Origin of the sequence: Sphingomonas endophytica (genome assembly GCF_001476895.1) — a bacterium.
Lineage (GTDB): Bacteria > Pseudomonadota > Alphaproteobacteria > Sphingomonadales > Sphingomonadaceae > Sphingomonas > Sphingomonas endophytica_A.
The window spans coordinates 21,695-41,003 of sequence record NZ_LDTB01000013.1; the positions used below are offsets into that span (position 1 = coordinate 21,695).

Consider the following 19,309-nt stretch of genomic DNA (forward strand, 5'->3'; position numbering starts at 1 on the left):
CTTGCTGCGCTGCCGCAACTTCGCGGTCAATGATTGTTTGCTGCTTCCGCCTCGCTATTTGCTATCCGTTAGTTGCGCGGGGCGATCGTATTGGCTGGCTCCTCGGCCGGGGTCGGCAGATCGGTCTCGTGCAGTTCGCGCGCGCGTTCGCGCTCGTCGCTCGTCACGGTACCGTCGTGGTTGATATCCTGCGCATCGAACCGCCCCATCATCCAGGCGCTCCATTCCTCGTTGGAAATCGCGCCGTCCTTGTTGCGGTCGATCTGCTCGAAGCGCGCCACCAGCCGCTTGGGCAGTTCGTTGCGCGTCAGCTTGTCGTCGTGGTTGACGTCCAGCCGGCGGAAGCGGCGCTCCACCACGCCGCCGAAGTCCAGCCGCGACATCACGAACGGCGGGACGTAATTCGCCAGCGCGGCCTGTTCCTCCGCGCTTGGCTCCTTCGCACGCCCCGAACATGCGGCGAGCGCCAGCGCGCCCGCGATCACCACCATCACCCGCATGTTCGACTCGTCCTCCTCAGGCGTCCAGTTCTACGTCCCAGTAGAGCCAGTCGTGCCACGTCTCATGCAGATAATTGGGCGGAAAGCGACGACCATGTTCCTGAAGCTGCCAGCTGGTCGGCCGGATCGGCTCGATCGCCAGCGGCATCGCCGCCTGTTTCGGCGTGCGGCCGCCCTTCTTCAGGTTGCACGGCGCGCAGGCGGTGACGACATTCTCCCACGTCGTCCGCCCGCCCTGCGCGCGCGGGATGACATGGTCGAACGTCAGGTCGCGCACCGCGCTGCCGCAATATTGGCAGGCGAAGGTATCCCGCAGGAACAGGTTGAAGCGCGTGAAGGCCGGAAATTGCGACGGCCGCACGAACTGCCTGAGCGCGATGACCGATGGCAGGCGCATCGTCATGTTCGGGCTGTGCACCTCGCGCTCGTAATGCGCGACGATGTCGACCCGTTCGAGGAACACCGCCTTCACCGCTGTCTGCCACGGCCAGATGCTGAGCGGATAATAGGACAACGGGGTGTAATCGGCGTTGAGCACCAAGGTCGGACAGGAGTCCGGGTGCCGTATCAGGTCGGGATGGAACACGTCAGAACGTCCCCCTTCACCTTGACTGGTCGTGCCAGACGCTTTCGCGCCGTGGCGTGACGCCATGATGACAGGACGCACGCGACGCTTCAAGAGTCAGGCGGCGGGCGGGAATGACGGTGCGCGCGCAAGGCACGGAGAACCAAGCGACGTCCCGCACGGGATGACGATGCCGCGCGATTATGGCACCTGTCGCGCCATGACCGCCTCGCAGAACCTCGCCGCGCTCCGTGCGCAACTCGCCACCGACCGGCTGGACGGCTTCGTCGTGCCGCTGACCGACGAACATATGAGCGAATATGTCGGCGGCTATGCGCAGCGGCTGGCGTGGTTGACCGGGTTCGGCGGCTCGGCGGGCAGCGCGGTGGTGCTGGCCGATCGCGCGGCGATCTTCACCGACGGGCGCTACACGATCCAGGTCCGCGAACAGGTGTCCGCCACCGACTGGGAATTCGTCGGCGTGCCCGAGCACAGCGTCGCCGGCTGGCTGGCGGTCCATGCCTGCACCGGCGCGCGGATCGGCTACGACCCGTGGCTGCACACTCGCGGCTGGGTGGAGGAAGCGCGCGCGGTGCTGACGGCGCGCGGTGCCGAACTGGTCGCGGTGGCGCGCAACCCGATCGACGCAGTCTGGCACGATCGCCCCGCCCCCTCGCCAGCACCGCTCTCGGTACAACCCGAGGCGCTGGCCGGCGAAAGCTCCGCCGCGAAGCGCGCCGCCGTCGCCGACTGGCTGGCGGAACAGGGCGCGGACGCGGTGGTGGTGCCGGCGCTCGATTCGATCGCCTGGCTGTTCAACGTGCGCGGCCGCGATGTGGCGCGTACCCCGGTCGCGCTCTCCTATGCGGTGATCCATGCCGATGGAACCGCCGACCTGTTCGTCGCGCCCGACAAGGTCACGCCGGCGGTCGCCGAGCATCTCGGCAATGCCGTGCATCTCCACCCGCGCGATACCTTCGCGACCGCGCTGACGCGCTTCGGGGGCCAGCGCGTCGCGATCGACCCCGCATTGGCGGTCGCCGCGATCTTCGACGCGGTGGAGGCGGGCGGCGGCAGCGCGCTACCGCTGCGCGACCCGACGATCGTAGCCAAGGCGTGCAAGAACCCGGTCGAGATCGCCGGGCACCGCGCGGCCTCGCTGCGCGACGGTGCGGCGGTGACGCGCTTCCTGCGCTGGATCGCCGATGCGGCACCGCGCGGCGGGCAGACCGAATTGTCGGCCGCCGCAGAGCTGCTGCGCTTCCGCGAGAAGAGCGGGATCCTGCGCGACCTGTCGTTCGACACGATCAGCGCGACCGGGCCGAACGGCGCGCTGCCGCATTATCACGTCACGCCGGAATCGAACCGCGCGATCGAATGCGGGCACCTCTATCTGATCGATTCGGGCGGCCAGTATGACGACGGCACCACCGACCTGACGCGCGTCGTGCCGGTCGGCACTCCGACGCCGGAAATGCGCGACCGCTACACCCGCGTGCTGAAGGGCCATATCGCGCTCGCCACCGCCGTCTTCCCGCACGGCACGACCGGCGCCCAACTCGACGCGCTCGCCCGCGCGCCGCTCTGGCAGGCGGGACTGGATTATGCGCACGGCACCGGGCACGGCGTCGGCAGCTTCCTGTCGGTGCATGAAGGCCCGGCGCGGATCGCCAAGCCGAGCTATCCGGGCGCCGGCCCGTCCGAGCCGCTGCGCCCGGGCATGATCCTGTCGAACGAGCCGGGCTATTACAAGGCGGGCGAGTACGGGATCCGGATCGAGAACCTGCTGCTGGTCGTCCCCCGCACCCCGCCCGGCGGCGAGGCGGAGATGCTGGCGTTCGAGACGCTGACCCTGGCGCCGCTGGATCGCGACCTGATCGAGATTACGCTGTTAACGACGGCAGAGCTGATGTGGATCAACGATTATCATCAGCAGGTTGCGACATCATTGGCGCCGCTGCTGGAGCAGGAGGATCGCACATGGCTGCAATCAAGGTGCTCGCCCGTGGCGTTCTGATCGCGTCGGCGCTGCTGGCGGCGTTCGGCGCCACGTCACTGGGGTGTGGCAGGCGATCGACGCCACCTTCACGATCGGTCATCGGGCGTTGCGGTGACGCCCCCGTCGCCCGAGGGGGCGGCATCCTCGGCGGCCACCCCGCGCGCCTGTTCCTTGCGGCGGCGCAGGTTGGCCCTCAATTGCGCGGCAAGGCGCGCGGCGCGGTCGTCGTGATCGCTCATCGCGAATATGCGCTAGCGACGCGGATCGTGCTTGACAATCGCGGCCATGTCGGCTCTTAGGCCCGCTCCCGCCGACGACGTGGGAAGTGCTGCCGTAGCTCAGTGGTAGAGCGCATCCTTGGTAAGGCTGAGGTCGTGAGTTCAATCCTCACCGGCAGCACCATTTTTCCCGACGATCGATGGATTCATCACCCCGGCCGGGGTCAGTCGTTCGCCGCGGCCAGCGTCGGCGTCATGCCGGCCGGCGACAGGATCTCGATCCAGTAACCGTCGGGATCGGCGATGAAGGCGATGTCCTTCATCTGCCCGTGCTGCGGGCGCTTCCTGAACGGCACGCCCAGTTCCTCGAACCGTGCGCAGGCCGCCGCCACGTCGGGCACCGAGATGCCGATATGGCCGAAGCCGCGCGGGTCGTCGTTGCCGTGGTGATAACCGGCGAAGTCGGGGTCGCTTTCGGTGCCCCAATTGTGCGTCAGCTCCAGCGTCGTCTCGCGCGCGAAGATGAAGCGCGCGCGCTCCGCGGGATCGTCCGGGACCGTCTCTCCGTCCGCCAGATAGGCCAGGAAATAGAGCGAAAAGCGCATCGCCGGAAAATCCAGCTTCTGAAGCAACGCCATGCCCAGCACCTCGCGGTAGAAGGCCAGCGACGGCTGCGGATCGCGGATGCGCAGCATCGTCTGGTTCAGCGCGAAGCCATCGGTGCCGGGGGTGCGGGGCATGGCGGAAGCTTCCTTATGCGATGGTCAGGCCGACATCGACGTTGCCGCGCGTCGCGTTCGAATACGGGCAGATCTGGTGCGCGGTATCGACCAGCGTCTGCGCCTCGTCCCGCGCCACGCCGGGCAGTTCCACGACCAGGTCGGCGGTGATGCCGAACCCACCCGCCGAACGCGGGCCGATGCCGACGGTTGCGGTGACCTTCGTATCGGCGGGTACCTTCAGCTTCAACTGCTGCCCGGCCGCCTTGAGCGCGCCGATGAAACAGGCCGAATAGCCGGCGGCGAACAATTGCTCGGGATTGGCACCCTGCCCGCCGGCGCCACCGAGTTCCTTCGGCGTGGAAAGTGCGACCTCGAACGTGCCGTCCTCGGTGCGGGCGTGACCATCGCGGCCACCGGTGGCGGAGGCGGTGGTGCGATACAGAACGTCGACGGACATGCGGCAACTCCTTTTGATGTTTCGATAATTATTATCGCGATACCTTTTAGCCGCACGTAGCGAGCAAGTCCAGCGAAAACATTATCGCGATAATGAAACTGGTGCTAGGACAGGAGTGTGACCGCCGCCTTGCCCCTCGACGAACAGCTCTGCTTCACGCTCTACGCCGCCAGCATGGCGGTCGGCCGCGCGTACAAGCCGATGCTGGACGCGCTGGGCATCACCTATCCGCAATATCTGGTCCTCCACGCGCTCTGGGAGGAGGACCGGCGCACGGTCGGTGCGATCGCGGAGCGGCTGGCGCTCGAATCGAGCACCGTCACGCCCCTGGTGAAGCGGCTGGAGGCGAGCGGGCTGGTGACGCGACAGCGCGATCCGCGCGACGAACGTCAGGTGCGCGTCGCGCTGACCGACGCCGGTCAGGCGATGCGCGAGCGCTGCGGATGCCTGGGAGAAGCGCTGGTGGCGCGAAGCGGAATGACGCTGGCGCAGATCGAGGCGCTCAACCGACAGGTCGGTGCGTTGCGCGATGCCGTGGCGGGCACGACGCGCGCTTCCTGAACGAACCGCGCCCACCTGCGACAAAGCGACACACTTTCAGGACAATGCCGGGACAGGCGCGCGACAATCCGCTCCTACCTTCGTCATCAGGCCGCCGTCGCTGCGGTCCTGTAAGCAAAGGAGCGTATCATGACCCGTTTCCAGACACTGCTCGCCGGCCTCGGCATGGCGGCGATGACGATCCCGGCAGTGGCCAGCGCCGCGCCGTGGCAGTCGGTCAACGCGCGCCAGGCGCGGCTCGACCAGCGGATCGACAACGGCCTGCGCAACGGCGCCTTGTCGCGGCGCGAGGCGGCACGGCTGCGCGCCGACTCACGCCAGTTGGTCCGGCTGGAGGAACGCTATCGCCGCAGCGGCGGGCTGTCGGGCTGGGAGCGCCAGGATCTCAACCGCCGCTTCGATGCGCTGAGTACGCGCATCCGCTACGACAAGCGGGGCGGCGGTCGTTACCGCTGAGCCGCACCCTCCTGCTCCGCCAGCAGCGCATCGTCGATCGCGACCGCGCGCTGCCAGGCGGGGCGCTCGTGCAGCCGGTCGAGATAGGCCATGAACGTCTCGCGCTTTTCCAGCAGGCCGAATTGCGTGAACCAGCCGATCGCACTGCCGACATAGACGTCGGCGGCGGTGAAGCGGTCGCCGGCGATATAGTCGTGCGCCGCCACCCCCAGCTCGATCGCGTCGACGGCCTGCGCGAAGCTGCCGTATCCGACCATGCCCTGTCGGCCCACAGGCACCTCGACGCCCAGCACCCGGTCGATCATCGCCCCCTCGAGCGGGCCGGCGGTGAAGAACATCCAGCGCAGATAGGGCGCCCGCTCGCGACCGCGCGGGGCGAGGCCGGCGGCCGGAAACGCCTCGGCCAGATAGGCGCAGATCGCCGCCGCCTCGCTGACCACCGCGCCATCGTGAACGATCGTCGGCACCTTGCCGAGCGGATTGGCCTCGACCAGCGCGGCGGGCTTGCCGTTCCAGTCGACCAGCACCGTCTCATAGGGCTCGCCGATCTCCTCCAGCATCCAGCGGGCGATGCGCCCGCGCGACATCGGATGGGTGAAGAAGGTCAGGGTCATGCGCGCGCGTCCAGATGCCGGTGGAAGAAGCCGATCGTGCGATCCCAGGCGAGATCGGCGGCGGCCTTGTCGTAACGCTCCGCAGACGTGTCGTTGTTGAAGGCATGGTCGACGCCGGGATAGGTGAACGCCTCGACCGGCTTGCCCGCCGCCTTCAGCGCCGCCACCCACGGCTCGCCGGTCTGCGCCACGCGGGCATCCTTGCCGGCGTAATGGAGCATCAGCGGCACCGGCAGTTTCGGCGCCTCCGCCGGATCGGGGGCCGGCCCGTAATAGCTGACCACCGCCGCCAGCGCCGGACCACCCGCCAGCGCGACGCGGTCGGCGAGCGCCCCGCCCCAGCAGAAGCCGACCGCCCCGACGCGCCCCGTCCCATGCGCGAGCTTGCCCAGCCGCGCGACCGTGCCGGTGGCGGCGCGCAGCACCGCCTCCATATCGGCCTTGCCGATCAGGTCGCGGGCGGCGTTTTCGTCGGCGGGGGTGCCGCCCTGCGCGGACAGAAAGTCCGGCGCGACCGCGAAGAAACCCGCCAGCGCGATCCGCCGCACGACATCCTCGATATGCGGTTGCAGCCCGCGATTCTCGTGGATCACCATTACCGCACCGACCGGACGCCCCGCATCGCGCGGGGCGGCGAAATAGCCGGTCATGTCGGTACCGTCCGCCAGCCGATAGCCACCCTTGCGCGTCACCAGTCGCGGGTCGGCGGGATCGATCCGCGCCGCCGCCGCCGGGGAGGCCGCGATGCCCAGGATCAACGCCTCGGCCGCCGCCGCCGATCCGGCCAGCGCCGTCATCTGCCGCAACAGCGTACGCCGGTCGCGATGGTCATGGGTGTAGGCGTCGTACAGGCCGATCGCTCGATCGCGCAGGCTGGGGTCCACGGCACTTCTCCTGCCGATTCGCGTGACTTAGGGTGCGAGCGTAGCGGGAAGCGGGAGCGGGAGGAAGCGAGCGCCGCGCCTCGGGGGCCATCGCCTGCTCAGGTGGGGGCTTATCGCTCTACCGTCTTGGCGATCCGGCTGACACAAGGTGGCGGGTCCGTGTGTCGGGGGCGCCTCGACACTCGACAGACATAGGCCCCTGCCTGCGCAGCAGGGGCGACGGGTTATGCGAAGACGATGCGCGACACCGTATCACGCCATCTGCCCCGCCGTGACGCCTACGCCTTCTCCAGCGTGCATTGCAGCGGGTGCTGGTTCTGCCGCGCGAAGTCCATCACCTGGCTGACCTTGGTTTCGGCCACCTCGTAGCTGAACACCCCGCACACCCCGACGCCCTTCTGGTGGACGTGGAGCATCACCCGCGTCGCCTCTTCCATGTTCATGCGAAAGAAGCGTTGCAGACACAGCACGACGAATTCCATCGGCGTGTAATCGTCGTTGAGCATCAGGACGCGATAGGGCGTCGGCTTCTTGGTACGCGCGCGCGTGCGCGTGGCGATGCCGACCCCGGTGCCGTCACCGTCGGCATCGTCGCTCTGGCCTGCGGCCATCGGGACATTCAGCTGCTGCATGGACACGCGCGGAATATGGCACGGCGGCGCGGGAGGGCAAGCCCGCAATCGCGCAAAAAGAAAGGGCGGCCGCCGGTCGCGACCGCCCCATCCTGTCGCCGTGCGCGCCGATCAGGCCGCGGTACGGAACTTGTCGGCGGCGACCGCCACGCGGTTCTGGAGCGGCTTGGCGACATCGCCCGCCAGCTTCAGCGACGCTTCGGTCGAACGCGACGCTTCCTTGACGATCGCGTCGAAGGCGGCGCGGACGTAATCGGCCTGGATCTGCACCAGCTCGGTCGGCGACTTCACCGACGCCAGCGTCTGGAACATCGCGGCGGTGCTGTCGTAGCGGGCGCGTGCGAAGGTGGCGGCGTCCTGGCCCAGCGTCTCGAAGCCCTGCGCGGCGATGCGCGCCGACTCGACCAGCGCCTCGACGTTACCCTTGCCGAAATCGGCGAGGTCCTCGGCGACCTTGCGGCTCTTCTCGACCGCGACGCGGGTCTGCTCGCCGACATTGGCGAACGCGGTCTTGGTCTGCTCCTGCGCCTTTTCGGCGAACGACGTCACGGTCTCGTTCATGGTCACTTCCTTCACTTCAACAGACGCCGCGGGCGCGGCAGGACGAAGATCGACATCCGCCACCGGCGCAACGGCCGGGGCAGGTTCCGGAGCGGAAACGGGCGCGGCGGCCACCGGCTCGGGTGCCACGACCGGCTCGGACGCCGGCGCGGCGACCGGCTTTGCGACCGGAGTCGGCGCGTCAGGGGCAGGGTTGGCCAGCATCGGCGGCACCGCGATGTCGGGCGCGACCTCGGGCAGGGCCGGCGGGGTTGCAAGCGGCGCCGCGACCTTCGCCGCGCCGCGTGGCCGACGCACCGCGTTACCGCCCGCCTTCTTCGACTCGCCCTTGCCGGTCTGGTCCACCATCTGAGCCCGCTCCGTTATTGCTGCGCTGCACAATAATCGCGGATCGTCCCAATTTCAAGCCCGTTGTGCAGCGCAACATTTCTTTACCGGGCGCGCACATAGCTGCCCGGCGCATCCTCGATCGCGGGCAACGCGCCCTCGCCCGGACGGCGCGCGCCCGCCGTCGCCACCTCGGCCGGCGCCAGCGCGCGCAACCACGCCGCCCAGTCGTTCCACCAGCTGCCCTTCACCTCGCGCGCGCCGGCGACGAACGCCTCGAGCGACTCAGCGGGCGCGTCGTTGATCCAGTGCTGGTATTTGTTGGCGGCGGGCGGATTGACGACCCCGGCGATATGCCCCGACCCCGCCAGCACGAAGCGCAACGGCCCGCGCAACTGCTGCGTCAGCTTCCACACGCTGTCGGCCGGCGCGATATGATCCTCGCGCCCGGCCTGGATATAGGCGGGCGTCGTCACCGTCGTCAGGTCCAGCGGCACGCCCGCGACGCTCATCGCGCCCGGCTGCACCAGCAGGTTGTCGCGGTACAGGTCGGTCAGATAGGCCAGATGCCATTTCGCGGGCAGATTGGTGACGTCGCCGTTCCAGTGAAGCAGGTCGAAGGGCGCATACTCCTTGCCGAGCAGATAGTTGTTGGTGACGTAATTCCAGATCAGGTCGCGCCCGCGCAGCAGGTTGAAGGTCGCGGCCAGATAACGTCCGTCGAGGAAACCCTGCGGACTGAGCGCCGAGATCATCTTGAGCTGTTCGTCGTCGACGAAGTGCAGCAGGTCGCCCGCGCGGCTGAAATCGACCTGCGCGGTCAGGAAGGTCGCGCTGGCCACCTTCTCCGCCTCCCCGCGCGCCTGCAGCACCGCCAGCGTCGCGGCCAGCGTCGTGCCCGCGACGCAATAGCCGACCGTATGGACTGCCCGCACCGTCAGCAGGTCGCGGATCGTCTCCACCGCCTCGATCTGCGCCGCGACGTAATCGTCCCACATCACGTCGGCCATCGACGCGTCCGCCGACTTCCACGACACCATGAACACCGTGATGCCCTGGTCGACGGCCCAGCGGATGAAGCTCTTCTCCGGGCTCAGGTCCAGAATGTAGAAGCGGTTGATCCACGGCGGGAAGATCACCAGCGGCGTCTCCAGCACCTGTCCGGTGGTCGGCGTATACTGGATCAGTTCGTACAGCGCCGCGCGCTTCACTACCTTGCCCGGCGTCGCGGCCAGGTTGCGCCCGACCTCGAAGGCGCTGCCATCGGTATGGGTGAGCTGCCCCTTGCCGATATCGGCCAGCATGTTGTTGAGGCCGGTCAACAGATTCTGTCCGCGCGTCTCGATCGTCTTCTCGATCACCTCCGGGTTGGTCAGCGCGAAGTTCGACGGGCTCATCGCGTCCACGAAGCCGGCGGTGGCGAAGCGCAGCTGCGCGCGCGTCTTGTCGTCCACGCCTTCCAGCGCATCGACCCCGCGCAGCATGTGATCGGCGATCAGCGCATAGCTCTGCCGGATCCAGTCGAACGCCGGATGGGCGCGCCACGCCGGATTGGCGAAACGGCGGTCCTTCTCCTTCGGCCGCTCCGCCTCCGGCGAAGGGGGCGCGGTGAAGCGCTGCCAGAGGTTCAGATAATCGGTCCAGAAGTCGCGCGCCTGTTCCGCCACGCTGTCGGGTGGCGCGAGCGGCATCCCCGCCTCCAGCATCATCTGCTGCGCGCGGCCGGTCAGCCACGTCCAGTGCTGAAGATCGGCCAGATCGGGAATCGGCGGTGTCGGCTGGGTCACGCTACATCCTCTCGCCCCGCCACGTAGCGCAACGACATTGCGGCGCGAAGTCGGTCGACAGGCTTTTTCTTGTTCGGGGTGCCGCGCGCGCCGATTGCGCGTATAGCCGGTCGCGCAAAGGAGTATCGATCCCGTGTCCGACGAATTCTACCGCATGAAGCGCCTGCCGCCCTATGTCATCGCCGAGGTCAATGCGATGCGGGCGCAGGCGCGCGCGGGTGGCGAGGACATTATCGATCTGGGCATGGGCAACCCCGACCTGCCGCCCCCCGACCATGTCATCGCCAAGCTGATCGAGGTGGCGCAGAAGCCGTCGGCGCATGGCTATTCGCAGTCGCGCGGTATCCCGGGGCTGCGGCGCGCGCAGGCCAATTACTATGGCCGCCGCTTCGGCGTCGATATCGATCCCGAAACCGAGGTCGTGGTGACGATGGGGTCGAAGGAGGGGCTGGCCAGCCTCGCCACCGCGATCACCGCGCCGGGCGACGTCGTGCTGGCGCCCAACCCCAGCTATCCGATCCACACCTTCGGCTTCATCATCGCCGGCGCGACGATCCGCGCGGTGCCGACGACGCCGGACGAACATTATTTCGAGAGCCTGCAACGCGCGATGGAATTCACCATCCCGCGCCCCAGCGTGCTGGTCGTCAACTATCCGTCGAACCCGACCGCCGAAACCGTCGACCTCGCCTTCTACGAGCGGCTGGTGGCGTGGGCGCGTGAGAACCAGGTCTGGATCCTGTCCGACCTCGCCTATTCCGAGCTGTATTTCGACGGCAAGCCGACCGTCTCGATCCTGCAGGTGCCGGGCGCCAAGGACGTCGCGATCGAATTCACCAGCCTGTCGAAGACCTATTCGATGGCCGGCTGGCGGATCGGCTTCGCGGTCGGCAACAAGAAGCTGATCGCGGCGATGACGCGCGTGAAGTCGTACCTCGATTACGGCGCGTTCACGCCCGTTCAGGCGGCGGCATGCGCGGCGCTGAACGGTCCGCAGGATATCGTCGAGAAGAACCGCCAGCTCTATCACAAGCGCCGCGACGTACTGGTCGAGAGCTTCGGTCGTGCCGGCTGGGACATCCCCGCCCCGCCCGCCAGCATGTTCGCCTGGGCGCCGCTGCCGCCCGCGCTGAAGCATCTCGGCAGCCTGGAATTCTCGAAGCAGTTGCTGACCCACGCCAAGGTCGCGGTCGCACCGGGCGTCGGTTACGGCGAGAATGGCGAAGGCTTCGTCCGGATCGCGATGGTCGAGAACGAACAGCGGCTGCGGCAGGCGGCGCGCAACGTGAAGCGCTATCTGCAAAGCATGGGGGTCAACACGCCGGGCAAGGCGGCGGGCTGACGCCCGGGACACGTAGCGCGTCATTGCGAGCGTAGCGAAGCGATCCAGGGGTGGATCAGGACGCTCTGGATTGCTGCGATACGCTCGCAATGACGGCTCGGGTTCCGCCAGCGCGATCAGTCCAGCCGCTTCGACAGGAAGAAGCGCGCCTCGCCGGGCGGATAATCGTCGATCCGCCCGAACACGCCGTATCCGAGCTTTTCGTAGAAGCCGCGCGCCTGGAAGCTGAACGTGTCGAGCCAGACGCCGATACAGTCCAGCCGTCGTGCCTCCGCCTCGGCGGCGCGCATCAGCGCACTGCCCTGCCCCTGGCCGCGCGCTTCCGGCGGCAACGCCAGATATTTGACGAACAGCCAGCGGTAGCTCGCTTCCGCCCACAGGCCGCCGATGATCGCGCCGGCATCGTCGCGGATCACGATCGCGACCTTGTTACGGTCGGTCTGACCGGCCGCGGCATCATTGTGCGCCACCAGCGGCGCGAGGATCGCCGCCAGTTCGGTGTCGCCGGGGGCAGGGACGATCTCGATGTCGGGTGAGGAGGTGGTCATGACGGAAGCGGTATGGCGCAGGAATTCCGTAGCGGCCACCCCGTCATGCCGGAACGCCTTACTCGCGAGCGGGGCACGTCATGGGAGTGAATCCCATGACATCGGATGTGCCCATGGCGCGCCGGCCGTGCCGGTGCGTCGCGTTGCGACTGCGGCGCATCGCTGCGCCGCTCGCACCGTCACTTCTTCCGTTTGAAATCCACCGCGACGACGTTTGAGCCGTCCTCGACCGGGGTGACGGTCGGGCCGTCGTTCTCCGCCGGGTCGTGCCCGCCGGGGCCATCGCCCGGCCCTTCCTGCGCCTGGAAACGCAACTCGAAGTTCACCGTAGGATCGTGGAAGCCCGTGATCGCCGAATAGGGGATGACCAGCTTCGACGGCACCTGGTTGAAGCTGAGCCCGACCGAGAAGCGTTCCTGATCGACCGTCAGATCCCAGAAGCGGTTCTGGAGCACGATCGTCATCTCATCCGGAAAACGCTCGATCAGCCGCTGCGGGATATCGACCCCGGGCGCCTGCGTCTTGAAGGTGATGTAGAAGTGGTGCTCGCCCGGCAGACCGCCCGACTCGGCCACGGTTCCCAGCACGCGCCCCACGACCGCGCGCAGGGCTTCCTGCACGATTTCGTCATAGGGGATCAGGCTGTCGGGCAGCATATCGCTCATGCCCGCATGGGTAGCGCGCCGGGCGGTGCGGTCAAGGTTGCTTGGTGCGTCACCCGCGTTATGGAGACAGCACCATGCGCACCGCCACCATCCGCCGCGACACCAGCGAGACGAAGATCGCCGTCACCGTCAATCTGGACGGCAGCGGCGTGTACGACGTGAAGACCGGCGTCGGCTTCTTCGACCACATGCTCGAACAGCTCTCCCGCCACGGGCTGATCGACATGACCATCCGCTGCGACGGCGACCTGCATATCGACGCGCACCATACGGTCGAGGATACCGCGCTGGCGCTGGGCGCGGCGGTCGCGCAGGCGCTGGGCGACAAGCGCGGCATCCGCCGGTATGGCGACGCGCTCAGCCCGATGGACGAGACGCTGACCCGCGTCGCGCTCGACATTTCCGGGCGACCGTGGCTGGTGTGGCGCGCGCGCTTCTCGCAGGCGCGGCTGGGCGACATGGATACCGAGATGTTCCAGCATTTCTTCCACAGCTTCGCGCAGACCGCCGGGATCACGCTCCACATGGAGACGCTGTACGGCGACAACAACCACCATATCGCCGAGAGCATGTTCAAGGGGCTGGCCCGCGCGCTGCGCGCCGCCGTCGAGATCGACGCGCGCAAGGCGGATGCGATCCCCTCGACCAAGGGCACGCTGGGAGACGCCACCGCATGATCGTGATCGTCCTGAACTATGTCGTGCCGATCGAGCAGATCGACGCGCATCGCGGCCCACACCTCGAATGGCTGCGCGCCGCGGTCGACAGCGGGCGGTTGCTGTTCGCGGGCCGGCAGGTGCCGCTGACCGGCGGCATGATCGTCGCGCGCGGCACGCGCGAGGAGGTGGAAGCATGGGCCGCCACCGATCCGTTCGCGATCCACGGTCTGGCGGAATATACGTTCATCGAGGTCGCGCCGTCGGTGATCGCAGCCGGACTCGAGGCGATCGCGGAGTGACGCTGGCGCTGATCGACTATCAGGCCGGCAATCTCCACTCGGTCGAGAACGCCCTGCGCGCGGCGGGCTGCGCAGATCTGACCGTCACCGCCGATCCCGACGTGGTGGCGCACGCCGACCGCATCGTCCTGCCCGGCGTCGGCGCGTTCGGCGCCTGCGCCGCATCGCTGCGCGCAATTCCCGGCATGATCGACGCGATGGAAGAGCGCGTGCTGAAGCAGGCGACGCCCTTCCTCGGCATCTGCGTGGGGATGCAGTTGCTCGCCACCACCGGAGAGGAACTGGGGACGCATCGCGGGCTTGGCTGGATCGCGGGCAGCGTCCGCCGGATCGACCCGGCCGGGAGCGACGCCAAGGTGCCGCACATGGGCTGGAACGATGTCGTGCCGACCGGCGACCACCCGCTGATCGTTCCCGGCGAGGCCTATTTCCTCCACAGCTACGCCTTCGTCGGCGACGGCGTGGTGGCGACCACCGACCACGCCGGCCCCGTCACCGCCGCGATCGCGCGTGACACGGTGCTGGGCGTGCAATTCCACCCCGAAAAGAGCCAGCGCTACGGGCTCGCGCTGCTCGAAAGGTTCCTGGCATGGCGTCCCTGATCGTCTTCCCCGCGATCGACCTGAAGCGGGGACAGGTCGTCCGTCTCGCGGAAGGCGATATGGACCGCGCGACCATTTACGGCGACGATCCCGCCGCGCAGGCGCGCGCCTTCGCCGAGGCGGGCGCGACGCATCTTCATGTCGTCGACCTCGACGGCGCGTTCGCGGGCGAAAGCGTCAATGGCGAGGCCGTGCGCGGCATCGTCGCGGCCTTTCCGGGGCGCGTCCAGCTCGGCGGCGGCATCCGCACGCCCGATGCCGTCGCGGCGTGGATCGACCTCGGCGTCGCGCGCGTGGTGATCGGCACCGCAGCACTGGAGCAGCCGCAGTTCGTCCGCGACATGGCCGCCGCTTATCCGGGGCAGATCGTCGTCGCGGTCGACGCGCGCGACGGTATGGTCGCGACCAAGGGCTGGGCGGAAGTCTCCACCACCAGCGTCGCCGATCTCGCGCGCCGTTTCGAGGATGCGGGCGTGGCGGCGGTGCTGTTCACCGACGTCGGGCGCGACGGCCTGCTCAAGGGCTGCAACGTCGACGCGACGGTCGCGCTGGCCAAGGACGTGCGGATTCCCGTGATCGCCAGCGGCGGCGTAGCGGGGATCGAGGACATTCACGCGCTCGCCGCCCATGCGGCGGACGGCGTCGAGGGCGTCATCACCGGGCGCGCGCTGTACGACGGGCGGCTCGATCTGGTCGAGGCGCTGCGCGTCGCGGGGCGCTGAGGCCATGAGCGCGATCCGCCGCATCATCGCGCGCGCCGACCGCTTCCTGCTCCTGCTGATCGCCACCGTCGCGCTGGCGGCGGTGCTGCCCGCGCGCGGCAGCGCGGTGGCGTGGGTCGAACATGGCACGACGCTGGCGGTCGCGTTGCTGTTCCTGCTGTATGGCGCGCGGCTGGCCCCGCAGGCGATCTGGGCGGGGCTGGCGCATTGGCGGCTGCAATTGCTGGTCTTCGCCAGCACCTTCGTGCTGTTCCCATTGATCGGTGTCGGCCTGTCCGCCGCCCTGCGCGGCTGGTTGCCCGAGCCGATCGTGACCGGGCTGCTGTTCCTGTGCCTGCTGCCCTCGACGGTGCAATCGTCGATCGCCTTCACCTCGATCGCGCGCGGCAACGTGCCCGCCGCCTTGTGCAGCGCGTCGCTGTCGAACCTGATCGGCGTCGTCCTGACCCCGCTGCTGGTCGCGCAACTGCTGACCAGCGCCAGCGGCGGGCTGTCGCTGGAGGCGCTGCGCGACATCGCGCTCCAGATCCTGCTGCCGTTCGTGATCGGCCAGCTGATCCGCCCGTGGGTGCAAGGCTGGCTCCACGCGCATCCGGTACTGACCAAGGTGGTAGATCGCGGATCGGTACTGGTGGTGGTCTATGCCGCGTTCAGCGCGGGGGTGGTAGCCGGGCTCTGGACGCAATTGTCGCCGCTGGCGCTGCTCGCGATCCTGGCGCTGTCGCTGCTGATCCTCGCGATCGTGATGGGCGCGACGACCCTCGCCAGCCGTGCGATCGGCTTCGGCGTCGCGGACGAGATCGCGACCGTGTTCTGCGGATCGAAGAAGAGCATGGCCAGCGGCATCCCCATGGCCGCGATCCTGTTCCCGTCGCACCGCGTCGGGTTGATCGTCCTGCCGCTGATGATCTTCCATCAAGTGCAATTGTTCGTCTGCGCCGGGATGGCGCGGCGGTACGCGGCCCGACCGCCGGAATAAACCCCGTCACGGCTCCGCTTGCGCCGACGACGGCTGGCGAATCTTGCCTCCCCTCGCCCCAACAGGCATGGACCCCTGCATGACCGTTCGAGCGCGCGTGATCCCCTGCCTCGACGTCGCCGGCGGGCGCGTCGTCAAAGGCGTCAACTTCGTCGACCTGATCGACGCCGGCGACCCGGTCGAACAGGCGCGCGCCTATGACGCGGCGGGGGCGGACGAGCTCTGCTTCCTCGACATCACCGCCAGCCATGAGGCGCGCGGCACGATCCTGGACGTGGTGCGTCGTACCGCCGCCGTCTGCTTCATGCCGCTGACCGTCGGCGGGGGCGTGCGCACCGCCGACGACGCCCGCGCGCTGCTGCTGGCGGGCGCGGACAAGGTCGCGGTCAATTCCGCCGCCGTCTCCCGTCCCGAGGTGGTCGCCGATATCGCCGAGCGCTTCGGCAGCCAATGCTGCGTCGCCAGCATCGACGCGCGCCGCAGCGGTGACGGCTGGGAAGTCTTCACCCACGGCGGCCGCCGCGCGACCGGCATCGACGCGGTCGCCCATGCGCTGCACCTCGCCGAGCTGGGCGCGGGCGAATTGCTGGTCACCTCGATGGACCGCGACGGGACGAAGAGCGGCTATGACGTCGACCTGATCCGCGCAATCGCCGACCGGACGGCGGTGCCGGTGGTGGCGAGCGGCGGGGTCGGGTCGCTCGACGATCTGGTCGCCGGGATCACGCAGGGGCACGCCTCCGCGGTGCTGGCCGCGTCGATCTTCCACTTCGGACAGGCCACGGTGGCGCAGGCGCATCAGGCGCTGGCGGCGGCGGGCGTGCCGGTGCGCGCGCCGCTCCACTGACCCCGGACGGTGCCGCTTTGTCACGGCGCACCGCGCGCCAGCACTTTTTATGCAACGCGATGTTGCATTCCGGCCATGTCCCGCCCCATCCTTGACCCGTGTTGAGACAGTATGAACTGATCGACCGGGTTCTCGATTACGATCCCGATGCCGACGAGGCGATGCTCAATCGCGCCTATGTCTTTTCCGTCAACGCGCACGGGACGCAGAAGCGCGCCAACGGCGATCCCTATTTCAGCCACCCGATCGAGGTGGCGGGCATCCTGACCGAACTGCATCTGGACGACGAGACGATCGCGACCGCGATCCTGCACGACACGGTCGAGGATACCGTCGCCACGTCGGAGGAGATCGAGCGGATCTTCGGCGCGAACATCGCGCGGCTGGTCGACGGCGTGACCAAGCTCAGCAAGATCGAGGCGCAGACCGAGAACGAGCGCGCAGCGGAGAACCTGCGCAAGTTCCTGATGGCGATGTCGGGCGATATCCGCGTGCTGCTGGTGAAGCTGGCCGACCGGCTCCACAACATGCGCACGCTGCACTTCATCCCCAAGCCGGAGAAGCGCCGCCGCATCGCCAAGGAGACGATGGACATCTACGCCCCGCTCGCGGAGCGGATCGGCATGTACGAGTTCATGAAGGAGATGCAGACGCTCGCCTTCGCGCAACTCGAGCCCGAGGCCTATGAATCGATTACCAAGCGGCTGGAGCTGCTGAAGGAAGGATCGGGCGGGGACCGGATCGCCAAGATCGGTTCGGGCCTGAAGCTGCTGCTCGGTCGCGCCGGCGTCGATGCGCAGGTGTCGGGACGCGAGAAGCATCCCTATTCGATCTGGCGCAAGATGCAGGAGCGCCACATCAGCTTCGAGCAGCTGTCCGACATCATGGCATTCCGCGCGATCGTGCCGACGATCGAGGACTGCTACCGCGCGCTGGGGCTGATCCATCGCCGCTGGCCGGCGGTGCCGGGGCGGTTCAAGGATTATATCTCGACGCCCAAGCGCAACGGCTATCGCTCGCTGCACACCAGCGTGATCCACGCCGAAAACCGCCGCATCGAGATCCAGATTCGCACCCCCGACATGCATGCGGAGGCGGAGTTCGGGCTGGCCGCGCACTGGGCCTACAAACAATCGCAGGGTGCGACCGCGCCGGTGCGCCCCGACCAGCAGCAGGACTGGATCAAGGATCTGGTCGAGATCCTCGATACCGCCGAGACGCCCGAGGAACTGCTCGAACACACGCGCATCGCGATGTATCAGGATCGCATCTTCGCCTTTACGCCGAAGGGTGAGCTGATCCAGCTGCCGAAGGGCGCGACGCCGATCGACTTCGCCTATGCCGTCCACACCGATCTGGGCGACCAGGCGGTCGGCGCGAAGGTGAACGGGCGCGTTGTGCCGCTATCGACGGTGCTGGAGAACGGCGATCAGGTGCAGGTGCTGCGATCGAAGGCGCAGGTGCCGCAGCCGGCGTGGCTGAAGGTCGCGATCACCGCCAAGGCGCTGGCCGCGATCCGCCGCCATCTGCGCAACGAGGAGCGCGAGCAGACCGTGGCGCTGGGGCGCAAGCTGTATGACGATATCGTGCAGCGGCTGCCCGCGACGCTGGCCGATCATGCGATCGACGAGGCGCTGAAGCGGCTGAAGCTGCCTGACGAGGCGGCGCTGATGCAGGCGATCGCGCGCCGGACGCTGACCGACGGGCAGGTGATGGAGGCGCTGATGCCCGGCTCGGCCGGCGCCGACGTCGCGCACGCGCCGCCGCAATCGAGCGCGATCTCGATCGAGGGGCTGGCGCCCGGCGTCGCCTATGAACTCGCCGATTGCTGCCACCCGGTGCCCGGCGACCGCATCGTCGGGCTGCGCCGCCCGGATGCGTCGATCGAGGTCCATGCCATCGACTGCCGCGTGCTCGCCGATCTGGCGGAGCGCAGCGAGGATGAGACCGACTGGATCGACGTGCAATGGGGTCACGCGACGGAGGGCGCGACAGCGCGCATCTCGGTCGAGGTCCGCAACCAGCCGGGCGCGCTGGGAATGCTCGCCACGATCATCGGGCAGCACAAGGCCAACATCATCAACCTGCGGCTCGACAATCGCGACACGCAATTTCACACCAATGTCATCGATGTGGAGGTACACGACGCGCATCAGCTGATGCGGCTACTCGCGGCGCTGCGCGCGGCGGATGCGGTCAATGCGGCGGAGCGCGTCTGACGGGCACCGGCATCAGGAGTTGACGATCAGGGCATCAGGCCGATCGGCGCCGGCGACGGTCGCCCCGGCGTCGTACCGCCCTCCGGCGTCGCCCGCGCCGCACGGCCGGTTGCCGGAGCTGCCCGAGCGAGGGGTTCTTCTCCC

The 19,309-nt window shown here is 68.2% G+C and carries 23 protein-coding genes and 1 tRNA gene; 12 read left to right on the forward strand and 12 right to left on the reverse strand.

Translation table 11 applies throughout. From position 1 onward, the window contains the following. Positions 1-68: 68 nt before the first annotated feature. Together NS334_RS05770 and NS334_RS05775 are read right to left on the reverse strand one after the other, a co-directional pair. The gene (locus tag NS334_RS05770) at positions 69-500 is read right to left on the reverse strand and encodes a hypothetical protein (protein ID WP_083500278.1); all 432 of its coding nucleotides are present in this window, start codon (positions 498-500) and stop codon (positions 69-71) included. 16 nt (positions 501-516) lie between these two features. Beyond that, positions 517-1,086, reverse strand: a complete 570-nt coding sequence (locus tag NS334_RS05775; RefSeq protein WP_058755026.1) for an HNH endonuclease — start codon at positions 1,084-1,086, stop codon at positions 517-519. Positions 1,087-1,285: 199 nt separating this feature from the next. Here NS334_RS05775 and NS334_RS05780 point away from each other — a divergent pair, with 199 nt between their 5' ends. Beyond that, positions 1,286-3,082, forward strand: a complete 1,797-nt coding sequence (locus NS334_RS05780; protein ID WP_058755117.1) for an aminopeptidase P family protein — start codon at positions 1,286-1,288, stop codon at positions 3,080-3,082. A gap of 68 nt (positions 3,083-3,150) precedes the next feature. Here NS334_RS05780 and NS334_RS18565 read toward each other — a convergent pair whose 3' ends face one another. Further along, on the reverse strand, positions 3,151-3,303 hold the full coding sequence (locus NS334_RS18565; protein WP_193753014.1) for a hypothetical protein: 153 nt from the start codon (positions 3,301-3,303) through the stop codon (positions 3,151-3,153). A gap of 88 nt (positions 3,304-3,391) precedes the next feature. Between NS334_RS18565 and NS334_RS05785 the strand changes: the two genes are divergently transcribed. After that, positions 3,392-3,466: transfer RNA gene (locus NS334_RS05785), tRNA-Thr, on the forward strand. A gap of 40 nt (positions 3,467-3,506) precedes the next feature. Here the strand turns inward: NS334_RS05785 and gloA are convergent. Next, complete coding sequence (gloA, locus tag NS334_RS05790; protein WP_058755027.1) at positions 3,507-4,022, reverse strand: lactoylglutathione lyase; 516 nt, start codon at positions 4,020-4,022, stop codon at positions 3,507-3,509. 13 nt (positions 4,023-4,035) lie between these two features. Next, complete coding sequence (locus tag NS334_RS05795) at positions 4,036-4,461, reverse strand: organic hydroperoxide resistance protein (RefSeq protein ID WP_058755028.1); 426 nt, start codon at positions 4,459-4,461, stop codon at positions 4,036-4,038. A gap of 117 nt (positions 4,462-4,578) precedes the next feature. On the opposite strand from NS334_RS05795, the gene NS334_RS05800 reads away from it, so the two are divergent. Next, positions 4,579-5,022 (forward strand): MarR family winged helix-turn-helix transcriptional regulator, encoded by a 444-nt coding sequence (locus NS334_RS05800; RefSeq protein ID WP_058755029.1) that lies wholly within the window; start codon positions 4,579-4,581, stop codon positions 5,020-5,022. 129 nt (positions 5,023-5,151) lie between these two features. Continuing rightward, positions 5,152-5,478, forward strand: a complete 327-nt coding sequence (locus tag NS334_RS05805; RefSeq protein ID WP_058755030.1) for a hypothetical protein — start codon at positions 5,152-5,154, stop codon at positions 5,476-5,478. Here NS334_RS05805 and NS334_RS05810 read toward each other — a convergent pair. The 5 genes from NS334_RS05810 to NS334_RS05830 form a co-directional block, all read right to left on the reverse strand. After that, on the reverse strand, positions 5,469-6,092 hold the full coding sequence (locus tag NS334_RS05810) for a glutathione S-transferase family protein (protein WP_058755031.1): 624 nt from the start codon (positions 6,090-6,092) through the stop codon (positions 5,469-5,471). The two genes, NS334_RS05805 and NS334_RS05810, sit on opposite strands and share 10 nt — an antisense overlap. Beyond that, positions 6,089-6,976, reverse strand: coding sequence for a dienelactone hydrolase family protein (locus tag NS334_RS05815; RefSeq protein WP_058755032.1), 888 nt, complete (start codon positions 6,974-6,976; stop codon positions 6,089-6,091). Before NS334_RS05815 ends, NS334_RS05810 begins: the two co-directional genes overlap by 4 nt. Before the next feature lie 278 nt (positions 6,977-7,254). Then, positions 7,255-7,608 carry an ATP-dependent Clp protease adapter ClpS gene (clpS, locus tag NS334_RS05820; protein WP_083500279.1) on the reverse strand — a complete coding sequence of 118 codons (354 nt, stop codon included), beginning with the start codon at positions 7,606-7,608 and terminating at the stop codon, positions 7,255-7,257. Between the two features lie 111 nt (positions 7,609-7,719). Further along, positions 7,720-8,517, reverse strand: a complete 798-nt coding sequence (gene phaP / locus NS334_RS05825) for a phasin family protein (protein WP_058755033.1) — start codon at positions 8,515-8,517, stop codon at positions 7,720-7,722. Between the two features lie 83 nt (positions 8,518-8,600). Continuing rightward, positions 8,601-10,283, reverse strand: a complete 1,683-nt coding sequence (locus NS334_RS05830; RefSeq protein ID WP_058755034.1) for a PHA/PHB synthase family protein — start codon at positions 10,281-10,283, stop codon at positions 8,601-8,603. A 133-nt stretch (positions 10,284-10,416) separates the two neighbouring features. Between NS334_RS05830 and NS334_RS05835 the strand changes: the two genes are divergently transcribed. Next, positions 10,417-11,625, forward strand: coding sequence for an LL-diaminopimelate aminotransferase (locus NS334_RS05835; protein WP_058755035.1), 1,209 nt, complete (start codon positions 10,417-10,419; stop codon positions 11,623-11,625). A 116-nt stretch (positions 11,626-11,741) separates the two neighbouring features. On the opposite strand, the gene NS334_RS05840 is transcribed toward NS334_RS05835, so the two are convergent. Continuing rightward, positions 11,742-12,173 carry a GNAT family N-acetyltransferase gene (locus tag NS334_RS05840; RefSeq protein WP_058755036.1) on the reverse strand — a complete coding sequence of 144 codons (432 nt, stop codon included), beginning with the start codon at positions 12,171-12,173 and terminating at the stop codon, positions 11,742-11,744. A gap of 179 nt (positions 12,174-12,352) precedes the next feature. After that, entirely contained in the window at positions 12,353-12,838 is a 486-nt protein-coding gene (locus NS334_RS05845; RefSeq protein ID WP_058755037.1) for an SspB family protein, read from the reverse strand. Positions 12,839-12,912: 74 nt separating this feature from the next. Here NS334_RS05845 and hisB point away from each other — a divergent pair, with 74 nt between their 5' ends. The 7 genes from hisB (at position 12,913) to NS334_RS05880 (ending at position 19,165) form a co-directional block, all read left to right on the forward strand. Beyond that, the gene (hisB, locus tag NS334_RS05850) at positions 12,913-13,515 is read left to right on the forward strand and encodes an imidazoleglycerol-phosphate dehydratase HisB (RefSeq protein ID WP_058755038.1); all 603 of its coding nucleotides are present in this window, start codon (positions 12,913-12,915) and stop codon (positions 13,513-13,515) included. Beyond that, positions 13,512-13,796: a YciI family protein gene (locus NS334_RS05855; RefSeq protein ID WP_058755039.1), complete on the forward strand. Its 285-nt coding sequence runs from the start codon at positions 13,512-13,514 to the stop codon at positions 13,794-13,796. Before hisB ends, NS334_RS05855 begins: the two co-directional genes overlap by 4 nt. After that, the gene (gene hisH / locus NS334_RS05860) at positions 13,793-14,398 is read left to right on the forward strand and encodes an imidazole glycerol phosphate synthase subunit HisH (protein WP_058755040.1); all 606 of its coding nucleotides are present in this window, start codon (positions 13,793-13,795) and stop codon (positions 14,396-14,398) included. The genes NS334_RS05855 and hisH overlap by 4 nt, the downstream gene beginning before the upstream one ends. Continuing rightward, positions 14,386-15,120 carry a 1-(5-phosphoribosyl)-5-[(5-phosphoribosylamino)methylideneamino]imidazole-4-carboxamide isomerase gene (hisA, locus tag NS334_RS05865; protein WP_083500280.1) on the forward strand — a complete coding sequence of 245 codons (735 nt, stop codon included), beginning with the start codon at positions 14,386-14,388 and terminating at the stop codon, positions 15,118-15,120. The genes hisH and hisA overlap by 13 nt, the downstream gene beginning before the upstream one ends. Before the next feature lie 4 nt (positions 15,121-15,124). Next, positions 15,125-16,099, forward strand: coding sequence for a bile acid:sodium symporter family protein (locus NS334_RS05870; RefSeq protein WP_058755041.1), 975 nt, complete (start codon positions 15,125-15,127; stop codon positions 16,097-16,099). A 79-nt stretch (positions 16,100-16,178) separates the two neighbouring features. Then, complete coding sequence (gene hisF / locus NS334_RS05875; protein WP_058755042.1) at positions 16,179-16,946, forward strand: imidazole glycerol phosphate synthase subunit HisF; 768 nt, start codon at positions 16,179-16,181, stop codon at positions 16,944-16,946. Between the two features lie 98 nt (positions 16,947-17,044). Continuing rightward, positions 17,045-19,165 carry a RelA/SpoT family protein gene (locus NS334_RS05880; protein WP_058755043.1) on the forward strand — a complete coding sequence of 707 codons (2,121 nt, stop codon included), beginning with the start codon at positions 17,045-17,047 and terminating at the stop codon, positions 19,163-19,165. Positions 19,166-19,309: the final 144 nt, after the last annotated feature.